Source organism: Pseudoxanthomonas sp. CCNWLY206-1 (genome assembly GCF_039710385.1).
Taxonomy (GTDB): domain Bacteria; phylum Pseudomonadota; class Gammaproteobacteria; order Xanthomonadales; family Xanthomonadaceae; genus Pseudoxanthomonas_A.
In genome coordinates this window covers 913506-934349 of the sequence record NZ_JBDKXI010000001.1, presented here as the reverse complement: position 1 = coordinate 934349, position 20844 = coordinate 913506, and the positions used below count along the sequence as shown (strand labels likewise).

Annotated in this window: 16 protein-coding genes; 8 read left to right on the top strand and 8 right to left on the bottom strand. The window is 62.3% G+C overall.

Annotated elements, in window-relative coordinates; genetic code table 11:
• Nucleotides 1-25: 25 nt before the first annotated feature.
• Nucleotides 26-583, top strand: a complete 558-nt coding sequence (locus tag AADW18_RS03990) for a GNAT family N-acetyltransferase (RefSeq protein ID WP_337342042.1) — start codon at nucleotides 26-28, stop codon at nucleotides 581-583.
• Between the two features lie 94 nt (nucleotides 584-677).
• Here AADW18_RS03990 and AADW18_RS03985 read toward each other — a convergent pair whose 3' ends face one another.
• Together AADW18_RS03985 and AADW18_RS03980 are read right to left on the bottom strand one after the other, a co-directional pair.
• Nucleotides 678-902: a hypothetical protein gene (locus AADW18_RS03985; RefSeq protein WP_337342041.1), complete on the bottom strand. Its 225-nt coding sequence runs from the start codon at nucleotides 900-902 to the stop codon at nucleotides 678-680.
• A gap of 446 nt (nucleotides 903-1348) precedes the next feature.
• Entirely contained in the window at nucleotides 1349-2230 is an 882-nt protein-coding gene (locus tag AADW18_RS03980; RefSeq protein WP_337342040.1) for a M28 family metallopeptidase, read from the bottom strand.
• A 154-nt stretch (nucleotides 2231-2384) separates the two neighbouring features.
• Between AADW18_RS03980 and AADW18_RS03975 the strand changes: the two genes are divergently transcribed.
• Entirely contained in the window at nucleotides 2385-3032 is a 648-nt protein-coding gene (locus AADW18_RS03975; RefSeq protein WP_337342039.1) for a response regulator, read from the top strand.
• A 153-nt stretch (nucleotides 3033-3185) separates the two neighbouring features.
• On the opposite strand, the gene rne is transcribed toward AADW18_RS03975, so the two are convergent.
• Nucleotides 3186-6434, bottom strand: a complete 3249-nt coding sequence (rne, locus tag AADW18_RS03970; RefSeq protein WP_337342038.1) for a ribonuclease E — start codon at nucleotides 6432-6434, stop codon at nucleotides 3186-3188.
• A gap of 410 nt (nucleotides 6435-6844) precedes the next feature.
• Between rne and AADW18_RS03965 the strand changes: the two genes are divergently transcribed.
• Nucleotides 6845-7822: an RluA family pseudouridine synthase gene (locus AADW18_RS03965; protein ID WP_337342037.1), complete on the top strand. Its 978-nt coding sequence runs from the start codon at nucleotides 6845-6847 to the stop codon at nucleotides 7820-7822.
• 107 nt (nucleotides 7823-7929) lie between these two features.
• Here AADW18_RS03965 and AADW18_RS03960 read toward each other — a convergent pair whose 3' ends face one another.
• The 3 genes from AADW18_RS03960 to AADW18_RS03950 form a co-directional block, all read right to left on the bottom strand.
• Nucleotides 7930-8319 carry a DUF1761 domain-containing protein gene (locus AADW18_RS03960; RefSeq protein ID WP_337342036.1) on the bottom strand — a complete coding sequence of 130 codons (390 nt, stop codon included), beginning with the start codon at nucleotides 8317-8319 and terminating at the stop codon, nucleotides 7930-7932.
• Between the two features lie 84 nt (nucleotides 8320-8403).
• Nucleotides 8404-8835, bottom strand: coding sequence for an energy transducer TonB (locus tag AADW18_RS03955; RefSeq protein ID WP_337342035.1), 432 nt, complete (start codon nucleotides 8833-8835; stop codon nucleotides 8404-8406).
• Nucleotides 8832-9179, bottom strand: coding sequence for a 4a-hydroxytetrahydrobiopterin dehydratase (locus tag AADW18_RS03950; protein WP_337342034.1), 348 nt, complete (start codon nucleotides 9177-9179; stop codon nucleotides 8832-8834). Before AADW18_RS03950 ends, AADW18_RS03955 begins: the two co-directional genes overlap by 4 nt.
• A 93-nt stretch (nucleotides 9180-9272) precedes the next feature.
• Between AADW18_RS03950 and AADW18_RS03945 the strand changes: the two genes are divergently transcribed.
• A complete protein-coding gene (locus AADW18_RS03945) occupies nucleotides 9273-9869 on the top strand; it encodes an NfuA family Fe-S biogenesis protein (RefSeq protein ID WP_337342033.1) in 597 nt (198 codons plus the stop codon).
• Nucleotides 9870-9884: 15 nt separating this feature from the next.
• On the top strand, nucleotides 9885-11525 hold the full coding sequence (locus AADW18_RS03940) for a hypothetical protein (protein WP_337342032.1): 1641 nt from the start codon (nucleotides 9885-9887) through the stop codon (nucleotides 11523-11525).
• Between the two features lie 168 nt (nucleotides 11526-11693).
• Here the strand turns inward: AADW18_RS03940 and AADW18_RS03935 are convergent, their stop codons facing one another.
• Both AADW18_RS03935 and AADW18_RS03930 read right to left on the bottom strand, forming a co-directional pair.
• Nucleotides 11694-12149, bottom strand: a complete 456-nt coding sequence (locus AADW18_RS03935; RefSeq protein ID WP_337342031.1) for a cytochrome c — start codon at nucleotides 12147-12149, stop codon at nucleotides 11694-11696.
• A 7-nt stretch (nucleotides 12150-12156) separates the two neighbouring features.
• Entirely contained in the window at nucleotides 12157-12546 is a 390-nt protein-coding gene (locus AADW18_RS03930; protein ID WP_337342118.1) for a c-type cytochrome, read from the bottom strand.
• Nucleotides 12547-13116: 570 nt separating this feature from the next.
• Between AADW18_RS03930 and AADW18_RS03925 the strand changes: the two genes are divergently transcribed.
• Genes AADW18_RS03925 through AADW18_RS03915 form a run of 3 tightly spaced genes read left to right on the top strand, consistent with a single transcriptional unit; the run spans nucleotide 13117 to nucleotide 20809 of the window.
• On the top strand, nucleotides 13117-14190 hold the full coding sequence (locus tag AADW18_RS03925) for an efflux RND transporter periplasmic adaptor subunit (RefSeq protein WP_337342117.1): 1074 nt from the start codon (nucleotides 13117-13119) through the stop codon (nucleotides 14188-14190).
• Nucleotides 14187-17705 carry an efflux RND transporter permease subunit gene (locus AADW18_RS03920; RefSeq protein ID WP_337342030.1) on the top strand — a complete coding sequence of 1173 codons (3519 nt, stop codon included), beginning with the start codon at nucleotides 14187-14189 and terminating at the stop codon, nucleotides 17703-17705. Before AADW18_RS03925 ends, AADW18_RS03920 begins: the two co-directional genes overlap by 4 nt.
• Nucleotides 17702-20809: an efflux RND transporter permease subunit gene (locus AADW18_RS03915; protein WP_337342029.1), complete on the top strand. Its 3108-nt coding sequence runs from the start codon at nucleotides 17702-17704 to the stop codon at nucleotides 20807-20809. Before AADW18_RS03920 ends, AADW18_RS03915 begins: the two co-directional genes overlap by 4 nt.
• The last annotated feature ends 35 nt before the right edge of the window (nucleotides 20810-20844 follow it).

Here is a 20844-nt window from a genome sequence, read left to right as displayed (position 1 = left end):
AGGGCATGCGAGTAAAATACGGACCATGACACATATCATTTTCACCACGCGCCGCTTGATGGGTCGTCATTTGCAGGTCTCGGACGTCGATGCATTGTTCGAGGTTTATGGCGACGCCGACGCCATGCGCTGGGTGGGCGACGGTGAGCCGTTGACGCGCGAGCAGTGCGTGGAGTGGGTGGCGGTAAGCGAGCGCAACTACCACACACGTGGCTATGGTATGTCGGCACTGGTCGAACACGAGAATGGTGAAGTTATCGGGTTCTGCGGTCTGGTCCATCCTGCTGGCCAAATCGATGCGGAACTCAAATATGCATTCAAGAGAAGTCATTGGGGTCGAGGACTGGCGACGGAAGCCGCTGCCGCGATGTTGATGTATGCAAAAGAGACACTGGGCTTGCGTTATGCCATTGCCACAACCGCGCCGGAAAACCTGGCATCGCAGCGCGTGCTGAGCAAAGCCGGCATGCAGTCGACACCGGATTGCATTGAGCCCGATGGAACAGTCATACGCTGTTTCGCATGGCATGCGCCTGCGCCTGCAGGGGCTGAAACTGCGTTGCCACGACATTCGCTGGCGTAGGCCGGAGCCACGCTCCCGAGGCGCAGAGTAGTGAGCCAGGCTGCTGCCACCGGCGTTTTGCCGATTGCCGACCTACGCTGCCTCTCTTGGGATATTACGCGCTAAGCCGCGCCAGTCCGCGAAACAGCCGCCATTTGCCATCGCCGCCTTCCACATTGATGGCGTAGTCGATTCCTTGCTGCTGGCGCTGTGTAGCCAACTTGACGGCATAGAACAACGCCGCACCGCGGCTGGCAAAATGCAGCGGTGGAGATTCGTTGATGGACAGCTCATAGCTACCGTCTTCGGCAGGCGTGTAGGGAATATCGAAAGTCATCATGATGCGGGTGGGGAAAACAAGCACTTGCCGCGACAAGCTACGTACACGGAAGTGATGTCGATGAAAAAACCCGGCTATATAGTTTGCGAATATTCAGAATGTGATGAAACCCTCGTATTCAGCGTGCGCCAGTCGCGCGTCTACACACTTTCTTCGCACTATCTTCCGTATAACTTTACATAGTGGAACGTTCCGCTTGATAGGCGGAATCATTAACCCCTCAAACCGGGCCACCGCGGGCCGATGACCTGGGGACCACAAGAGAACCTAACGCAGCCGGTTTCCCCCTGTTACCGTCTGCGACCAACGGTCAGTCGCGAGTCCGACACCGTCGCCGCCGGGAAAAGTTGGTGGTGTTCTCGTAAGAAAGGCGGGCCTAACGGTCCGCCTTTCTTATTTTCGTATTCGTGCTTTTCGAGCGTAAATCGACTCGAATGCAGATCGACCTAGCGTGTCTTGGCGGTGAGATCCCATGCCCGCAAGCCGCTTTCCAGCGCTGCCAGGGCGGCAGGCACGTTGTCTGCATCCAACTCGGCCACAGTGTCGTTTGGGCTATGGATGACTCGCATTACCTTGGGAACGGAACTGGGTTTGCCGCCGCTGAAGACCGTCAAGGTGGGGTCTATCTCGTCGCTCCCGATCAGCGAGAACGACACGGCCGGCCAGCCGGCTTTCAAGAAAGCCAAGTGATCGGTCGGCGGATACTCAGTACCAGATCGGAACTGCAGCCGGTGCTTGTCGCTGGCGGTGCGCATTGCTGCGACTAACGGAGCGTCTGCTTGCGGTGACATCATCCATAACGTGTCGCCCCAACCGAATACATCAAAATTGATATACAAGGCCGGCTTTTCCCGGCCGGGCGTTGCCACCCAGGCGCGGGAGCCCAACAGGCCTTCCTCTTCCAAATCCCAGAAGACGATTTGCACGCGGTGGTTGGCCAGGGGACGGGCTTTCAGCGCCTCGGCCAATTCCAGCACTGTCGATACCCCCGAAGCGTTGTCGGTGGCGCCGTGGCCTTGAGCGACTTTGTCGTAATGCGCACCGATCAGCAGCAACGGTGCGTCGGCTCGGCCGCCCAGGTCGGCGATCAGATTGGAACCAGCCTGGTCGTCGTGCGTAAACGCTTCTTTGCGCCACGCGATGTTCATTGCATCCAATCGGGTGCCAATCGCGGCGCCGCGGGTAGCGCTATCCTTTCCTACGCTGATGTCGTGGACTTGTTTTTTCCATGACGTGCCGGAGTCGGCGCAAGCGGGCAGGGCGATCAATATTGCCAGCACTGCCGTGCTGTGCAGTAGGGAGCGGAAATGCGATGCGCGGTAAGCCATGGGTTCTCTCTATGAAAGGCAATGCAGGGCGCAGCTGGCGGGGGATGGCCACCGCTCGGCGGATTGTCACACGTCACGGTAGGAATGTGAGTTGCAGCAAGCGTAGCGACGGACTAGGCTCCGGGGAAGCAGTAGATGGGGAGTATCTGGCGGTATGACGATTCGCGTATTTCTAGTCGATGACCACACGCTGGTCCGCACTGGCATGAAGATGATCTTGTCCAGCGAGATCGATATGGATGTGGTGGGTGAAGCGGCGAGTGGCGAGGAGGCATTGCCGTTGATACGCAAGCTCGCACCGGACGTGGTGCTGTGTGATCTGCATCTGCCGGGAATCAGTGGGCTTGAGGTAACGGAACGTATTGCCCATGGCGATGGTTGCCCGCGCGTGGTCATCGTTTCAGTGCTGGAAGATGGTCCGTTGCCAAAACGGCTCATGGAGGCCGGCGCTTCGGGCTATATAGGCAAGGGCGGTGACGCCACCGAATTGGTGCGCGCGGTGCGCGAGGTGGCACGTGGAAAGCGCTACCTGGGCAACAATATCGCGCAGAACCTGGCGCTATTGAACGTGAGTGGCGATACATCGCCGTTCGATGTGCTGTCGCCACGAGAGCTGGAAGTCGCCATGCTGCTGACGCAGGGGTTGCGCCAGGAAGACATTGCCAAACGCCTCAATTTAAGCGCAAAAACCGTCAATACGCACAAGACACGCTTGTTCGAAAAGACCGGTGTACAGGACAACATCGCGTTAGCGCGTCTCGCGACGCAGTACGGCTTATCGGATCCCTCGCGCTCGTTCTGAGTGCGGCTGCAATGTAGGGAGCGGCGCTACCCAGCAGCCGAATGGCTGGCGCTTGTTCCGCAACATACGTCCCGACCCACAAGATGCGAATAGCAGACCGGCCGCATGAAGCGGCCGGTCTGGTGTGTTGCCGTTGATCCGAACGAAACCGGATCAGGCGCTACGTTCGGTACTTTCCTGATCCGGTTCCGACGGCTTTTCATCATCGTTGTGCGCCGTCACGGGATCGGTTTCCACAGGTTGTGCGGGCTTTGACGTGGGCACCGGATCGAACAGGCTGCGGGTCACCGATGCGGGCGTGTCCTGGTCGGCGACGAAGAACAGCGAACCGGTACTACCTGCAGCGGGTGTGGGCGTCTCCGACGTCCCGAAGGAGGTCGCGCTTGGAGTCGGTTTGGCTTCGGTGTCGGCGGGTGTCGCCTGCTGGGCAACTGATTCCGTCGCCGCAGGTTCGGGCTCCGGAGTCGGTGTGAATGACACAGCAGGTGCCGATACAGCGGGGGCGGGAGGCGTCACCGCAGCGGCTTCCTGCGCGATCTCCTGCTTGACAGTTTCGACCACGGACGCGCCTGCCTTGGCTTCCGTTTCGACTACGGCGGTGACTTCGGCCTTTTCTTCCGGCGCGATGGCGGGAGTGACGAACCCAGAATGCTGCTCGAGTTCTGGCTTCGATTCCGGCTGGGGAACCTCAACGGCTGTTTTGTCGGCAACCGCAGGCGTGGCAGAAACCTGCGGAGTCGGCGCAACCGTGTCCTGCTCCGGCGTGATCGCGGGCTCTGCGTCGTGGCTCAACGTAACGGCCGTAGCAACGGCGATTGGAGCAACGGCGACTGGAGCAACGGCGACTGGAGCAGTAGAAGATGCGGAGGTGACAGGTGTTGCCGCGGGAGCGGACGGGCGTGCAATGCGCAACTCTTCTTCTTCGAAGTCGAACTCGGGCTGCGAACTCGTGGCGATGACGTCATCCTGCTCGTCGTCATCCAGACCTTCGATACTCTGACCTTCGTTGGCCACACCTGCCTCGCTGCCTCCGCGGCGACGGCGGCGACCACCACGACGACCGCGGCGGCGGCGGCCCGTGCCTTCACCGTTTTCAGCGCCTTCCGTTGAGGGCGCTGCGTCATCTACGACGCTCTCGGCAGAAACCGCTGGCTTGTCGGCGGTCTCGTCGGCAGGAATTGCCGGTGCTGGTGTGGCGGGGCGGGGTGAGTCGACGGCGGGAGCGACGTTGTCGATCGAGGTCACGGCCGCCGTTGCCACAATCGCGGCTTCCGCGGCTGCGGTATCCGGTTTGGCTGGCTTTGGGGTTTCATTCTGGCGCGGCGGCTTGGCAGCGGCATTCTGGGCCGGCTGCTGCGCATTGGCTTGCACGCCCTGCTGTTGTGGCTTGGGCTGCTTCTGCTGCTTCTGCGGTTGTTGCTGCTTCTGCGGTTGCTCGCCACGCTGCTTTTGTTGCTGACCGCCCTGTGGCTGTGCCGTTTGCGGTTTGCGTTCGTCGCGGCGCTGATCGTCACGGCGGGGTTCGTCGCGACGCGGCTGGCCGCTACGCTGGCCCTGCTGCTGTCCACGCCCATCGCGGTTTTCGCGGCGTTGATTGCCGCCGCGGTCACGATCGCCTCGCTGGCGATTGTCCTGTTGCTGACGCGACTGCGGCGTCTGTGTTGGAGCGGTCGCATCGCCACCGCCCAGCAGGCGCTTGAACCAGCCCATCACGCCGCCGCTGGCAGCCGGTGTGGCCACCGCCACTGGAGCGGGAGCCGGGAGCGGCGCAGGTGTTTCGCGTTCCTCACGCACCGGTGCCGGCTGCGCATGCTTCACATGCGTCACCGCGGGTGCGGCCGGAATGTTCAGTTGAGCCTTGGTCAATGCGTGCACCGGCAGCTTGCGCGGAGTGCCGCGCTGATAGCTGGGCTTGGCGCTCTCTTCGGTCAGTTCGTTTTCGCGGACACGAGTGACTTCGTAGTGCGGCGTGTGCAGCGCTTCGTCGGCGACGATGATGATCGGTGCGTCGTGGCGCTTCTCAATCTCGCGCAAAGCCCCGCGCTTTTCATTGAGCAGGAAGTTGGCGATTTCCACCGGCGCTTGTACCAGTACCTGTCCGGTGTTCTCCTTCATCGCGTGCTCTTCGGCGACGCGGATGATGGACAGCGACAGCGACTCGACGCTACGCATGCGGCCGTGGCCGTCGCAGCGGGGGCAAATGATCTGGCTCGATTCGCCCAGTGACGGACGCAGGCGCTGACGGCTCATTTCCATCAGCCCGAAGCGCGAGATGCGACCCAACTGCACGCGGGCGCGGTCGTACTTCAGTGCATTCTGCAGGCGGTTTTCGACCTCCCGCTGGTGCTTGTTGGAAGCCATGTCGATGAAGTCGATGACCACCAGACCGCCCAGGTCGCGCAGGCGCAGCTGGCGGGCGACTTCGTCGGCCGCTTCCAGGTTGGTGTGGAACGCGGTCTCCTCGATGTCGCCGCCCTTGGTGGCGCGAGCCGAGTTGACGTCGATGGCGGTCAGCGCCTCGGTCTGGTCGACCACGATGGAGCCGCCGGAGGGCAGGCGGACATTGCGTTCATACGCGGCTTCGATCTGCGATTCGATCTGGAAGCGGTTGAACAGCGGGATGTCGTCTTTGTAGTGCTTCAGCTTACGCAGGTTGTGCGGCATCACCTGCTGCATGAATTCCTGTGCGGTGGCGTAGAGCTCCTCGGTGTCGACCAGGATCTCGCCCACGTCCGAGCGCAGGTAATCGCGCAGGGCGCGCACGATCAGGCGCGACTCCTGGTAGATCAGGAACGGTGCGGGCTTGGTCAGCGCGGCCTCGGCAATGGCCTTCCAGACCTGCAACAGGTAGTCCAGGTCCCACTGAAGTTCTTCAGCATCGCGGCCGACGCCGGCGGTGCGGATGATCACGCCCATGTCGTCGGGAATGGCCAGCGAATCCATGGCCTTCTTCAGCTCGGCGCGGTCGTCGCCCTCGATGCGGCGGGACACGCCGCCGGCGGTGGGCGAATTCGGCATCAGCACCATGTAGCGGCCGGCCAGGGAGATGAACGTGGTCAGGGCGGCGCCCTTGTTGCCGCGTTCATCCTTGTCTACCTGCACCACGACTTCCTGGCCTTCGCGCAGCAGTTCGCGCAAGCCGGCCTTGTTGTGGTCGACCCCAGCCTGGAAATAGTCGCGGGAGATTTCTTTCAGAGGCAGGAAGCCGTGGCGTTCAGCGCCGTAATCGACGAAGGCGGCTTCCAGGGAGGGCTCGAGCCGGGTGATGCGGCCCTTGTAGATGTTGGACTTTTTCTGTTCCTTTGACGGCTGTTCGATATCGATGTCGTACAGCGTTTGTCCGTCGACGATGGCCACGCGCAGCTCTTCAGCCTGCGTAGCGTTGATCAACATGCGTTTCATGGTGCGTTCCTCGCGCGCTACTACCGCGCGGAACGCCATGGCGTTTCGCTTCTGGAACCTGCTCCTCGTGAGAGGTCTTTCCGTCCCTTGCGCAGGCGCAGATGGGCCGGGTTGGGTTTCCAGCGCTACGACACCACGGCAGGCCGCGGGAGCGCTTTTTCAAATGTGTTACAGGGCCGGCGGCAGCTTTCCACCAAGTGGTTGCGCCGCACGGGGCATGTTCAGCTCCGATCTCTGACGAACCGGGCGGTATCCGAGCTTGCCGGTAAGCCGCTAACATGGCCGCCCCTGGGGCGGTGGCCGCGCACTAGACCGGAATCGCGGGAAGCTGGGCTTCTGGCCCTTGCAACAACTTCCAGCGAAATCAAACCCTTATCTCGCCCGCCGAGTGTAACAGAATAAATAGACGGATGACCGCCCAGCCCCCCGCACCCTCAGCTACCAGCCCCGCCAAGTCACCCGTTCGCACCGTCAAGGTGCCGGAGGATCGTGGCGGCCAGCGCTTGGACAATTTCCTGCTGGGCCAGCTGAAAGGGGCTCCACGGAGTCTGGTTTACAAGCTGGTGCGCAGCGGTCAGGTACGGGTGAATGGCGGCCGTGCGAAAGCCGAACGCAAGCTGGAACCCGGCGACGAAGTGCGGATCCCGCCGGTGAATCTCGTCGAGGAGGGAGACAAGACGCCACCCCCCGCGAGTTTTCTGGAACGGATGGAACAGGCCATCGTGTTCGAGGACGCGCGCTTGCTGGTCCTGAACAAGCCCACCGGAGTCGCCAGTCATGGCGGTAGCGGAATCAGCCATGGCGCCATCGAGACAATGCGGGTCCTGCGTCCGAACCAGAACCTGGAACTGGTCCATCGCCTGGACCGCGATACCTCCGGCTTGCTCATCATGGCCAAGAAACGCTCGGCGTTGACTGAACTGCAGGCGTTGATGCGTGAAGAAGGCGGCGGTATCGAGAAGCGCTACCTGACTCTTCTGGTCGGCCGCATGCCCGATGGCGTGATGACGGTGGATGCGCCCTTGCACGTAGGTTTACGGCAGGGCGGGGAACGCCATGTGCAGGTGAACGCCAACGGCAAACCATCCGTCAGCCATTTCAGGGTGCTGGAGCGTCGTGGCGGCCATTCGTATTGCGAAGTGCGGATCGAAACCGGCCGCACCCATCAGATCCGCGTGCACGCCCAGCACATCGGCCATCCTGTCGCCGGAGACGACAAATACGGCGATGAAGCGGTCAATAAACGATTGCGCGATCAGGCCGGCCTGAAGCGGTTGTTCCTGCATGCGGCATCGCTGCAGTTCGCATTGGATTCCGGCAAAACGCCTTATGTGCTGAACGCGCCGTTGGCGGACGATTTGGCCGCGGCGCTGGATCGGCTGGCGTAGCGTTCTTCTCGTAGAGCGGAGCTTGCTCCGCTGCTCTGTTTGCGCGGATTGGGCGAGACGAGCAGCCGAGCAAGCTCGGCTCTACCAAAGGTGAGCATCCGGCATTCTTAATGCCAGAGACCCAGTACCAATCCAAAAATGATGAACTGAAGCGTGTGATAGCCACCATCGATCAACCACAGCTTCAGGCTGCGCTGTGCAAACAGATAGTTGATGCCGAAGCTGGCGGCCACAAAGCAGAAGCCGATCAATGCGCCCGTGCAAAGCGCGGATGACAATACAGGCCGCGGGCCAAGCAGATAGGCGAACGCAGCCGCAGCCAACAGTGAGAACACGAATGCTCCGCCGAAGACCTTGGCGGGATGTCCCTTCTGCTGTTCGGTGACGCCGGCCGCAGGCCCCCACGCCTTGCCAAATATCGGGCCGTACCAGACACCGCCAAGCAAAAAACTTGAGGCGGCCGCCACGAGGACGGCCCAGAAATTGATTCCTTGCATGTCTTTCCCCTATTTCGAGCGCCGTTGGCACCGAGGGCAGTCATTCAACTAGCGGCACAACCCGAGAAGGCCGCCGGCCGCTAGTCAGCGCTGCTCGTCCAGTTTGAAACACTCGTCCGGGCGAACTTCCGGCGGTTTGAAGTTCACCGGCACCTGGATGGTCTTCGGCGTCGGTTGGCCATTGGCGGTAGCGGGCCTGAACTTCCAGGTCTTCACCCGTTGCTGTGCTGTTTCGTCCAAGGCTTGGTTGCCGCTGCTTTGGACCAGGGCGACCTGGGTGGGTTTGCCTTCCACGCCGATGGTGACGGACAGAGTGGTGGTGCCGCCGACACCCGCACAGGCGAGCTCGAAGGGATAGTCCGGCGGAGGCGTGTCGATAGCGGCGACTTCTGTGGGGCGCTGAACCGGAAGCGCCTCTTCGCTGGCGCCTCCGCAGCCGGCCAGCAGCAGCGCCGATGCCGCGAACAAGGGCAGTCCGAATCTTGGGGTGTGTAGCCGACGGATCGCAGGTTTCATGATTGCCTCGCCAGGGTTTCGGTCTTGGCCGCGCAAATGAAGTCGTTCTCGCTCAGGCCGCCGACGTCGTGGGTCGAATAGCGCACGACGGCCCGATTGTAGTGCACCCCCAAGTCCGGATGGTGGTCCTCGCGGTGGGCGATATAGGCCAAGGCGTTAACGAACGCCATGGTTTCGTAGTAGTTTCCGAAGTGAAAGGTTTTGGCGATCGCATGACCTTCCTCGATCAGTTCCCAGCCAGGGATCTGCGGCAGCAATTCGGCAATCCGGGCTTGGCCCAGCTTGTGTTCGATACCCTTCAGGGGAAGGCAATGCGCCTGGTCGAGTGGAATCAGATCGGACATGAAGTTTCCTCTGGCGGCGGACCGGCTGAACGCCCGATCCACGCAATGACGGCTCGAGTGAGCGACTAACGAGTAGAGGGCTAGAATACCCGCATGATCCAGATTTCCGACAGCGCCCAAACCCATTTCCGCAAACTGATCGAGCGCGAGGCCCTGCCGGGCCTGGGAGTGCGCTTGAGTGCCGTGGACCCTGGCACCGCACGCGCCGATGCCCGATTGGAGTTCGCCGAACCGCGGGATCTGGCCGGTGATGAATGGGCGGTGGATTGCGATGGCTTCACCTTGTACGTGGACGCCAACAGCGTGGCCTGGCTTGATGGTGCAGAGATCGACTACATCACACAGGGTGCAGGCACGCAGCTGACCATCAAGGCACCGAAGATCAAGGGCGAAGCGCCCGCCGAATCGGCGTCGTTGGTCGAGCGCGTTCGCTGGGTGGTGGAGAACGAAATCAATCCGCAGCTGGCCCAGCACAAGGGGCGGGTTGCGGTGGAAGAGGTCACCGGAGAGGGGGTGGTGCGGTTGCGTTTCGGCGGCGGCTGTCATGGCTGCGGCATGGCCGATGTAACGCTGAAACAGGGCATCGAGAAAACCTTGATGGCCCGCGTTCCTGGAATAACGGCGGTGCGTGACGCGACCGACCACGATACCGGTGACGCACCTTACATACCGCGCGACAACGCGGCCTGACGTTATCCCGCGCCGGTGACGAAAGCCGCCGACCTGATCGCCGCTCTGCTTCCGCGCAAAGCGGTGCCGATGCTGGAACGCCATACCGGCCTGCCATACGGGTGGGGGATATGGATGCGCGCTCTGCCCACGCGTCTGGGCATGATTACCCGAGAGAAATCCGAGAACATCGTTGCGCTGCTGATGCAGCGACCGGCGCCTCAGCGCGGCCCCATCGCGCCTGCGTTGAACAAACTGCAAGCGCTGCGAGCATTGTTCTACCAGGACTGGGATCCGCCGTTGCGCGAAGAGCGCGGCATTCGCTGGTTTGCTGCTTTCGTCAGCCTGGTCATGCACCTGCTGTTCTTCTTGTTGCTGGTGCTGGCGGCATTGGTCAACGTAACGCTGCCCCCACCATCCGGCGACGAGAGCAACAGCCGGGTGCAGGTGGAGTTCATCGGTCAGGGTACGCCGGAAGAGGAAGGCGGCGGTCCACCGGCAGAACAGGTCACGCCCGCGCAATCGGCTGCCGCGGCGTCGGGGGCTTCTTCTTCCTCCGCGCCGCCATCACCGACGGTAGCTGCGATTGAGCCCGCAGCGCCGCCGTTGACGTCCGAAGTACCGGAACTTCAGCAACGCGAGGTTCCGGAACCATCACCGCCGGCTGCCCTGCAGACCTTGCAGGTCACAGAGACGCCCGCACCCACCATCGAATTCGTGTTGCCGCCGCCTACGCCGCGCACGGTCGAAATCGCGCCGCCGCAGATCCGCACGCCTGAGATTGGCGTACCGACACGTGAGGTGACGGTGGTGCCGGCACCGCCCGCGCAACGGGAGCTGCCGCGGAGGCCGGTGGACACACCGCAGCTCGCGGCACCTGAGCAACAAGTCCAACAACGCGAAATCGCCGCGCCTGCGCCCCAAGTGCGTCAGGTGCAGGTGCCATCGCGCGAGATGGGCTCGCCCGAATTGCGCGCACCTGCGGTTAGCGTGCGTGAAGCCGAAATTCCTGCGCCTCAGCCTCGCCCTGGTCCTACAGGCACTGCGCCGACAGCGCCCGCCGCCCAGACACCGGGCAGTGCCACGACACAGACGTCCGGCACCAGCCGACCAGCGGGTGCGCAGCCGGCTGCGACGAGCTCCGGTCCCACAATGGCCGATCGGCCAGGCAGTCGACCTGCCCCAAGCCGCGCGGACGACTGGGGTGACTCGAATCGCAACGTGCCCGGCCAAGCGGGCGTGCCTGGCGGAGGAGAACGCCCGGGTCTATTCAACAGCGACGGTAGCGTCCGCCTTCCCGGGGCGGGTGATGCGGGCACGGCCAGCGACGGCGGGCCACGCGGTGCGCCCGGTGGCGATCAAGACGCGTGGACCCGTGAAAAGCTGGAGCAGGCCGGCACCTGGCTGCAACGGCCCCCTTATGACTACGAGCCCACCGCCTTCGATAAATTCTGGGTGCCCAATGAATCGCTGTTGCAGGAATGGGTACGGAAGAACATTCGCGAAACTTCCATCCCGATTCCAGGAACGTCGAAGCGGCTTAAATGCGTGGTTTCGGTACTGCAACTAGGCGGCGGTTGCGGCATCGTCGACCCCAATCTCAACGAGCAACCCGCCGAAGCGCGCCCGCCGCCGGATATTCCTGTCAAGCGCAAGCCGATTCCGACGGATAGTTAGGATAGGTAAGAGCGCCGTCCCGGCGCGCGCGCTTCGCTCTGCCTGCGCGCGATCTGGCAGGGAAAGCTCGCGCCGAGATGGCGCTCCAGATCGGTCGCCATCGGCAAGCACCCAACAAAAAACGGAGCCCTGCGGCTCCGTTTTCGTGTTCAGCAGCTAACGCTCAGGTCAATGCACGTTGTGCAGATCGCGTAGTTGGCTGGTGCGCGAGCCGAAGTAGGCGGCCAGGTCGGAAATATCCTGGTCGCTCAGATTGGTGGCTTGCGCGCTCATCAGCGCGTGCTCGCGATCGCCGGCGCGGTAGGCCTGCAGCGCGTGTGCGAGGTAGTCGGCGTATTGGCCACCCAGCTTAGGGTACGTGTCGTCGATAGGCGCATTGCCTTCGGCCCCATGACAGTCCACGCAGCTCTGACCTGTGGCCTTGCCCTTGGCGCTGGCCAACTGTTCGCCAGCGGCTATACGTCCTTTCGGCAGGCCGGCGGAAGAACTGGAACCGTGCTCGCCACTGCTGTGACCGGGGTCTTCGGCGGCGGTTTCGGTGGTTTCCACCTTGGAACATGCCCCCAGGGCGAGTGCAGCGAACAGGGCGATGGCTAGACGCTGGGCGTGCTTGGCGTTGGGCATGGGAAGGTTACTTGACGGTGGAAAGGAAAGCGGCGATGTCGGCAATGTCCTGCTCCGAGAAACTCTGAGCCTGGGCCTGCATCGTGGGGTGCTTGCGGTTGCCGTTCTTGTATTCGGTCAGCGCGTTGGCCAGGTATTCGGCCGATTGCCCGCCGATGCGTGGCACGTGGAAATTGGGGTAAGCGTTCTTATAGCCCGCGATACCGTGGCAGCCCTGGCAGGTGTAAGTCAGCAGGTGACCCTTTTCAGGATTACCGGCCAATGGCATGGCGGCGGGCGCGCTGACAGGAGCGGCGGCGGCTTCGGCGGCAGGCGGCGGGGTCTGCGATTGAGCGGTCAAGGCGGCCAGCGAAAGGGCGGCCAGGGCAAGGCAAGCGGCGAGCGGCAGCGGTCGCATCATGTCGTATCCGGAACTCTCTAAGATTGCGCGCGCCACGTACAACCGCGGCGCTTGGCTGGGGCAAGTATAACGTGTGGCCCGCAAATGCCGCCATCCGCCGGACGGCATCGCGGCCGCGACGCCTAGCGCTATGATCCTCGGGGACACTGAAATGTGCTTGCGGCCCGCAGTTTCTTTCATCGCGATGGGGATGTCCGTCTTGACCAGGCAACCGTAGGAGCGCCGTCCCGGCGCGAGCTCTTCGCCGTCGTCGCGACCTGACAGCAAAAGCTCGCGCCGAGACGGCGCTCCTACCTGGTTACCCCAGAACGTGCCGCTTAGCTCGGGCCGATCATCGTTTTGTCGCCAAACGCAGGGATCATCGCGCAACCGGCAGCGCTCCTGCCGCATCTAATTTCAGATCCCCTTGACGCAAGTCACCATGACCTTCGGCGCATGAAAGTCACGGTTAGGTGATATACCTTCATACAACACCTAAACAACAACCACACGGTCCGTCCCATGTCCCGACCAATCACACCATCCCGTCGCTTTCACCGTATCGCCTTGATTCCGTTGGTCTTCGGCGTGTTGGCGCTGGCGGCCTGCAAGGGCGGCGGCCCCACTCCGGAAGCCCAGGCCAAGAATGGCGAAGCCCCCAAGGGCCCGGATGCCGTGCCGGTGGAAGTGGTGAAGGCCGCTCATCGTCCGGTCGCGGCCAGCTACACCGGGACCGCGGCGCTGGATGCCCGTGGCGAGTCCCAGGTGGTGGCCAAGACCTCGGGCGTGGCCTTGGCGGTCATGGTCGAGGAAGGACAATTGGTCAGGGCCGGGCAGCCGCTGGTGAGGCTAGACCCGGATCGCGCACGTCTGGCGGTTGCCCAGAGTGAAGCGCAGATGCGCAAGCTGGAGAACAACTACCACCGCGCGCAGCAGCTGGTCGAGCAGCAGATGATCAGCGCCAATGACGTGGACCAGATCAAGTACGACTTGGAAAACGCCCGCGCGCAATATCGTCTGGCGTCGCTGGAGCTTTCCTACACGACCGTCGTAGCGCCGATTTCCGGCATCATCGCATCGCGCTCGATCAAGACCGGCAACTTCGTACAGATCAATACGCCGATCTTCCGCATCGTCGACAACTCGCGGTTGGAAGCCACGCTCAATGTGCCGGAACGCGAACTGTCCACCTTGAAGGGAGGGCAGCCGGTGTCGCTGCAAGTGGACGCGCTGCCAGGCAAGTCCTTCGAAGGTGTGGTGGATCGCATCGCACCGGTGGTGGATTCCGGTAGTGGCACCTTCCGCGTGGTCTGCAGTTTTGCAGGCGGCGACGTGCTGCAGCCGGGCATGTTCGGCCGCATCAAGATCGACTACGACAAGCGCGCCGACGCGCTGGTAGTGCCGCGCATCGCATTGCTGGACGATGAAGGCGATCCGGCGGTATTCGCGGTCCGTGACGGCAAGGCCGCACGCGTACCGGTCAAGCTGGGTTACATGGATGGCGAGTGGATAGAAATTCTCCAGGGCGTCAAGGTCGGCGATAGCGTCGTCACCGCTGGCAAGATCGCGCTGCGCGATGGCACACCGGTGGAAGTAATCGGCAAGCCAGTCGCGAAAGCCACCGCCAAGGTGGAGGTTGAAGCTGCCGGTAAGCAGCAATGAGCGCGCACGACAACGATCCCCCCGCCGGCGTCGATCCGCTGGCGCCGCCACCCGGCCTGACGGGCGGCGGATTGGTCGAGTTCTCCACCCGTCGCCGTGTCACCGTGGCGATGTTCTGGATCACGATGTTCCTGTTCGGATGCATCGCGCTGACATCGCTGAAGGTCAATCTGCTGCCCGACCTGAGCTATCCCACGCTCACGGTGCGCACCGAATACACCGGTGCAGCACCATCGGAGATCGAAACCCTGATCTCCGAGCCGGTGGAAGAAGCCGTTGGCGTGGTGAAGAACCTGCGCAAGCTGAAGTCGGTCTCGCGCACGGGCCAAAGTGACGTGGTGCTGGAATTCGCCTGGGGCACGGACATGGACCAGGCCAGCCTGGAAGTCCGCGACAAGATGGAAGTGCTGCAACTGCCGCTGGAAGCCAAAGCGCCCGTGTTGCTGCGTTTCAATCCGTCCACTGAGCCGGTCATGCGGCTCGTGCTGTCGTCGAAGACCGCCGGCAAGACCGATGCCGATTCCATTCGTCAGCTCACCGAGCTGCGGCGCTACGCAGATGACGATCTGAAAAAGAAACTGGAACCGGTCGGGGGCGTTGCCGCGGTCAAGGTCGGCGGCGGTCTGGAAGACGAGATACAGGTCGAACTGGATCAGCAGAAACTGGCGCAGTTGAACCTGCCCATCGACACCGTTATCCAACGTCTGCAGCAGGAAAACATCAACATTTCTGGCGGCCGCCTGGAGCAAGGCTCGCAGCGCTACCTGGTGCGGACAGTCAACCAGTTCGCCACCGTGGCCGAAATCCGCGAGATGCTGGTCACCACGCAGAGTTCGGGCAACAACGCGGCGGCTAGCGCAGCCCAGCAGATGGCCGCCATCGCGGCTTCAACCGGCGATGCGGCGGCGATGGCAGCAGCGGCGTCGGTACAGAATGCATCCTCGTCCAGTTCCAGCGTGATCGCCGGCGGAGTGCCGGTGCGCCTGAAAGACGTGGCCGAAGTCCGCCAGAGCTACAAGGAACGCGAAGCCATCATCCGCCTGGCCGGCAAGGAAGCGGTAGAACTGGCGATCTACAAGGAAGGCGACGCCAATACGGTTGCCACCGCTGACGCCATCAAGGCCAAGCTGGAGCAGATCAAGACGCAGATCCCGTCGGACGTGGAGCTGACAACGGTTGAAGATCAGTCGATCTTCATCAACCACGCCATTAGTGACGTGCAGAAGGATGCGGTGATCGGCGGCGTGCTGGCCATCCTGATCATCTTCCTGTTCTTGCGTGATGGCTGGAGCACTTTCGTGGTTGCGTTGTCGCTGCCCGCATCCATCGTGACCACGTTCTTCTTCATGGACCAGTTGGGACTGAGCTTGAACGTGATGTCCCTGGGTGGCCTGGCGCTCGCCACCGGCCTGGTGGTGGACGATTCTATTGTGGTGCTGGAAAGCATCGCCAAGGCACGTGAGCGCGGCTTGGGTATCCTGCAGGCGGCTATTACCGGTACTCGCGAGGTCAGTATGGCGGTGGTGGCGTCGACGCTGACCACGATCGCGGTGTTCCTGCCTCTGGTTTTCGTGGAAGGCATCGCGGGACAACTGTTCCGTGACCAAGCACTGACCGTGGCGATCGCCATCGGCGTGTCGCTGGTCGTGGCAATGACGTTGATTCCGATGCTGAGCGCGCTGAAGGGGCGGCCGCCGATGGCGTTCCCGGAAGAAGAAGGTCATCCAAAGTGGCAGCCCCAATCGCGCTGGCAGAAACCGGTGGCAGCTACAGGCCATGGCGTAGGTATGGTTTCGCGCGGATTCTTCTTCGGTCTCGTCTGGCTGTTCGTAAGGGTCTGGCGCGGTTTGGCTGCAGTGATCGGCCCGGTGATGCGCAAGGCCAGCGACCTGGCGATGGCGCCTTATCACTACGCCGAAAGCGGCTACATGAAGTTGCTGCCGAATTCGTTGGGCAAGCCCTGGCTGGTGCTCGGTTTCGCAGCGGCGGCGTTCGCCGCGACGCTGGCGGTCGTCCCGATGCTGGGCGCCGACCTGATTCCGCAGTTGGCGCAGGATCGTTTCGAAATGACCGTGAAACTGCCGCCCGGCACGCCGTTGCGGGAAACCGACGGCCTGGTGCGCGAGTTGCAGGAAAAGCACGCAAAAGACGAAGGCATCCGCGCGCTGTATGGCGTCAGCGGCAGCGGCACGCGTCTGGACGCCAATCCCACCGAAAGCGGCGAGAACATCGGCAAGATCACGGTGGTGATGGCTGACGGCGGCAGTAAGGAGCTGGAAGCGGAAGAGACCGAGAAGCTACGCGCCACGATGAAGGCGCACCCGGGTGCACAGGTGGATTTCCGCCGTCCCGAACTCTTCAGTTTCTCCACGCCGCTGGAAATCGAACTGCGCGGCCAGGACCTGGAAACCATCCAGACTGCAGGCCAGAAGATGGCGGCCTTGTTGCGTAGCAATCCGCACTACGCCGATGTGAAATCGACAGTGGAGGAGGGCTTCCCCGAAATCCAGATTCGCTTCGACCAAGATCGCGCCGGTGCGCTGGGACTTACCACGCGCCAGATCGCCGATGTGGTGGTGAAGAAAGTGCGTGGCGATGTTGCCACCCGCTACAGCTTCCGCGACCGCAAGATCGACGTACTGGTGCGTGCGCAGGAATCCGATCGCGCTTCGGTCGAAAGCATCCGCAAGCTGATCGTGAACCCAGGCAGTTCGCGCCCGGTGACACTGGAGTCGGTGGCCGAGGTCATATCGACCACGGGACCCAGTGAAATTCACCGCGCCGATCAGGTGCGTGTGGCGATCGTGTCGGCCAACCTGCGCGATATCGACCTGGGCGCGGCGGTGCAGGAAGTGCGGGACATGGTGGCGGAAAATTCGCTGGGTGCCGGCATCGGCATGCACATCGGCGGACAGGGCGAGGAACTGGCCGAATCCGTGAAGGCGCTGCTGTTCGCATTCGGCCTTGCCATCTTCCTGGTCTACCTGGTGATGGCCTCGCAGTTCGAATCGCTGCTGCATCCGTTCGTCATCCTGTTCACCATTCCCCTGGCACTGGTCGGTGCGGTGCTTGCGTTGCTGCTGACGCGTTCGCCGGTCTCGGTGGTGGTGTTCATTGGCTTGATCCTGCTGGTCGGATTGGTGGTGAAGAACGCCATCATCCTGATCGACAAGGTCAACCAGCTGCGGGAGGCGGGCGTCGCCAAGCGCGAAGCGCTGATCGAAGGTGCTCGTTCTCGCCTGCGTCCGATCATCATGACCACGCTGTGTACTTTGTTCGGCTTCTTGCCGCTGGCATTGGCTTTCGGCGAAGGCGCGGAAGTGCGCTCGCCAATGGCGATCACCGTAATCGGCGGTCTATTGGTATCTACGCTGCTGACGCTGGTGGTGATCCCGGTGGTGTACGACCTGCTGGATCGCCGCTCCGACGAGTACTACGCCGAGCGTGGTCGCCTGCATAAGCAAAACGAGGAACCGCTCTCCACCGCGGGCAACGAAGGGCTGGATCACGCATGAGCGTCGCCGAACTGAGCATCAAGCGTCCTGTCAGCGCGATCATGCTGTTCGTATCGCTGTTCGTCGTCGGCATGATCGCCGCAGTCCGTTTGCCACTTGAGGCCTTTCCGGAGGTCTCGCCGCCCTTCATCTTCGTGTCGTTGCCCTATACGGGCTCGACACCGGAGGAGGTGGAACGCACGGTGCTGCGTCCGGTGGAGGAGGCGCTTTCCACCATGACCGGCATCAAGCGCATGGATGCCACCGCGAATGCCAACGGCGCGGAAATCTTCATGCAGTTCTCGGATTGGGAACGCGATGTCGCCATTGCCGCCTCGGATGCGCGAGAGCGCATCGATGCCATCCGCGACGATCTGCCGGATGACTTGCAGCGCTATCTGGTATTGAAGTTCTCTACTACCGACCAACCAGTACTGCGGGTGCGTCTGGCCAGCGACGCCGACCTGACCGGCGCGTACGACATGATCAACCGCGAGTTCAAGCGGCGTATCGAGCGCATCCCAGGCGTGGCGCGCGTCGACATCTCCGGCGCGCCGGCCAATGAGGTAGAGATCGCGATCAACCAGGACCGTCTGACGGCGCACAACCTGGGCCTCAACGATCTGACCACGCGATTGCAAGCGATCAACTTCTCGGTGTCCGCCGGCACCATCACCGACGGCGGTCAGCGCCTGCGCGTGCAGCCGGTGGGCGAGATGACCGACCTGCAGCAGCTGCGTGACCTGGTAATCGGTAGCAACGGCGTGCGTTTGTCGGACATCGCCGAGATTCGCCTGAAGCCGCAACGGATGGACTATGGCCGGCGCCTGGATGGGCGCAAGGCAGTGGGCCTGGACATCTTCAAGGAGCGCAATGCCAATCTGGTGGAAGTCTCCAGTCGGGCACTGAAGGAAGTGGAGGAAATCCGTAAGGAGCCCTCGCTGAGCGACCTCCAGGTCAAGATAATCGACAATCAGGGCGACAACGTCACCACATCGCTGATCGAATTGGCCGAAGCCGGCGTAATCGGTTTGGTGTTGTCCATTGCAGTGCTGTTCTTCTTCCTGCGCCACTGGCCCTCCACGGCGATGGTCACGCTGGCGATTCCGATCTGCTTCGTGATGACGCTGGGCTTCATGTATTTCTTCGGCGTCACGCTCAACATTCTTTCGATGATGGGCCTGCTGCTGGCCATCGGCATGCTGGTGGACAACGCGGTGGTGGTGGTGGAAAGCATCTACCAGGAACGCGAGCGTATGCCCGATCAGCCGCGGCTGGCTTCGATTCTGGGCACCCGCCACGTGGCCATCGCACTGTCGGCCGGCACCTTGTGCCATTGCATCGTGTTCGTCCCCAATCTGTTCGGGGAACGCAACTTCCTGAGCATCTATCTGTCGCAGATCGCCATCACCATTTCGGTTTCGCTGCTGGCATCGTGGCTGGTGGCTGTCAGCTTGATTCCGATGTTGTCGGCGCGCATGAAGACGCCACCGGCAGTCGGAAACCACACCGGCATCATTCCGCGCATGCAGACGCGCTATGCGCGCATGTTGCGGTGGACGCTGGAGCATCGCGGCTGGAGCGTGCTCGGTATCGTGCTGATCATCGCGGTCAGCATCGTGCCAATGATGCTCACGAAGAAGAACATGTTCGGCGGCGACGACGGTACCGAAACCAACATCTTCTACCAGTGGAAAGGCTCCTATAGCCTCGGCCAGATTTCGGACGAGGTGCTGAAGGTCGAACAGTTCCTGGATGCGAACCGCAAACGCTTCCATATCGAACAGATCTATTCGTGGTACAGCGAACGCGGCGATGCCGGCACGCGCGTCAAGTTCAACGTCGAGGAAATCGACGACACCAAGAAGATCGTCGAAGAAATCCGCAAGGCACTTCCCAAGTCCGCGCGCGCCACCGTCGGCATAGGTGATGGCGGTGGCGGTCCGGGTGGCGGTGGGCAACCGGGTGAGAAGGTGCAGGTGCAACTGGTCGGCGATTCCACCGAAACATTGGCGGAAATCGCGCGTGAGATCGTGCCGATGCTGGGCAAGCGCAAGGAGCTGCGCGATGTGCGCGTGGACGCCGGCGACCAGAACAGCGAACTGTCGGTGCGGGTCGACCGTGAACGTGCGGCCTCGTTCGGCTTCAGTGCTCAGCAAGTCGCGGAGTTCGTCGGCGTTGCGCTACGTGGTGCGCCGTTGCGCGAATTCCGTCGCGGCGAGAACGAAGTGCCGGTTTGGGTGCGCTTCGCCGGTGCGGAGAGCTATGGCATCGAGGACCTGGATGCCTTCATGGTACGGGCGGCGGATGGGCGCACGGTGCCGTTGCTCAGCATGGTGGACGTGGACGTGAGCCCGGCCTCGACGCAGATTCAACGTACCAATCGCCAAACGACGCTGACGGTGCAAGCCAACCTGGGCGACAAGGTCACCGTGCCCGAAGCGCGCAAGGCGATGGAAGAAGCACTGAAAGGTGCTGTCTTCCCCGCGGGTTACAGCTACTCCTTCGATGGCGGCGCCTTCCAGGAAGAGGACGAAGCCGGCGCTCAGATGATGACCAACCTGGTGATCGCGCTGCTATTGATCTACATCGTGATGGCGGCAGTATTCGAGTCGCTGCTGTTTCCGGCGGCGATCATGAGCGGCGTGCTGTTCTCGGTGTTCGGTGTGTTCTGGTTGTTCTGGTTGACTGGCACCGAGTTCAACATCATGGCGTTCATCGGCATTTTGGTGCTAATGGGCGTGGTGGTGAACAACGGTATCGTGATGATCGAGCACATCAACAATCTGCGCCGGCGCGGGAAATCGCGAACGGACGCCTTGGTCGAGGGCAGCCGGGAGCGGCTGCGTCCCATCCTGATGACCATGGGTACCGCGATTCTGGCGATGATCCCGATTGCGTGGGGAAATACCCAGATGGGTGGCGATGGCCCGCCGTACTACCCGATGGCGCGTGCGATTGCCGGCGGCCTGGCTTTCTCGACGGTGGTCAGCCTGTTGTTCCTGCCGACCATCTACGCGATTCTCGATGATCTGCGTACCGGCACCGCGCGCCTCATCAAGCGCGCCCGCGTCCGCAAGGGCAGCGGCGCGCCTGCCGCGGTCGCGGCAATCCACGCGGAATGAAGAGTGGCGGTGATCCGGGCTCAGGTCCGGATCAC

Excerpts from the sequence above, each read along its gene's own strand:
- AADW18_RS03985 (WP_337342041.1), bottom strand. The coding sequence starts at position 902 with ATGATGACTTTCGATATTCCCTACACGCCTGCCGAAGACGGTAGCTAT.
- AADW18_RS03920 (WP_337342030.1), top strand. The coding sequence starts at position 14,187 with ATGAGCGCGCACGACAACGATCCCCCCGCCGGCGTCGATCCGCTGGCG.
- rne (WP_337342038.1), bottom strand. The coding sequence starts at position 6,434 with ATGAAACGCATGTTGATCAACGCTACGCAGGCTGAAGAGCTGCGCGTG.
- AADW18_RS03915 (WP_337342029.1), top strand. The coding sequence starts at position 17,702 with ATGAGCGTCGCCGAACTGAGCATCAAGCGTCCTGTCAGCGCGATCATG.
- AADW18_RS03955 (WP_337342035.1), bottom strand. The coding sequence starts at position 8,835 with ATGAAACCTGCGATCCGTCGGCTACACACCCCAAGATTCGGACTGCCC.
- AADW18_RS03950 (WP_337342034.1), bottom strand. The coding sequence starts at position 9,179 with ATGTCCGATCTGATTCCACTCGACCAGGCGCATTGCCTTCCCCTGAAG.
- AADW18_RS03960 (WP_337342036.1), bottom strand. The coding sequence starts at position 8,319 with ATGCAAGGAATCAATTTCTGGGCCGTCCTCGTGGCGGCCGCCTCAAGT.
- AADW18_RS03945 (WP_337342033.1), top strand. The coding sequence starts at position 9,273 with ATGATCCAGATTTCCGACAGCGCCCAAACCCATTTCCGCAAACTGATC.
- AADW18_RS03930 (WP_337342118.1), bottom strand. The coding sequence starts at position 12,546 with ATGCGACCGCTGCCGCTCGCCGCTTGCCTTGCCCTGGCCGCCCTTTCG.
- AADW18_RS03935 (WP_337342031.1), bottom strand. The coding sequence starts at position 12,149 with ATGCCCAACGCCAAGCACGCCCAGCGTCTAGCCATCGCCCTGTTCGCT.
- AADW18_RS03980 (WP_337342040.1), bottom strand. The coding sequence starts at position 2,230 with ATGGCTTACCGCGCATCGCATTTCCGCTCCCTACTGCACAGCACGGCA.
- AADW18_RS03965 (WP_337342037.1), top strand. The coding sequence starts at position 6,845 with ATGACCGCCCAGCCCCCCGCACCCTCAGCTACCAGCCCCGCCAAGTCA.
- AADW18_RS03975 (WP_337342039.1), top strand. The coding sequence starts at position 2,385 with ATGACGATTCGCGTATTTCTAGTCGATGACCACACGCTGGTCCGCACT.
- AADW18_RS03990 (WP_337342042.1), top strand. The coding sequence starts at position 26 with ATGACACATATCATTTTCACCACGCGCCGCTTGATGGGTCGTCATTTG.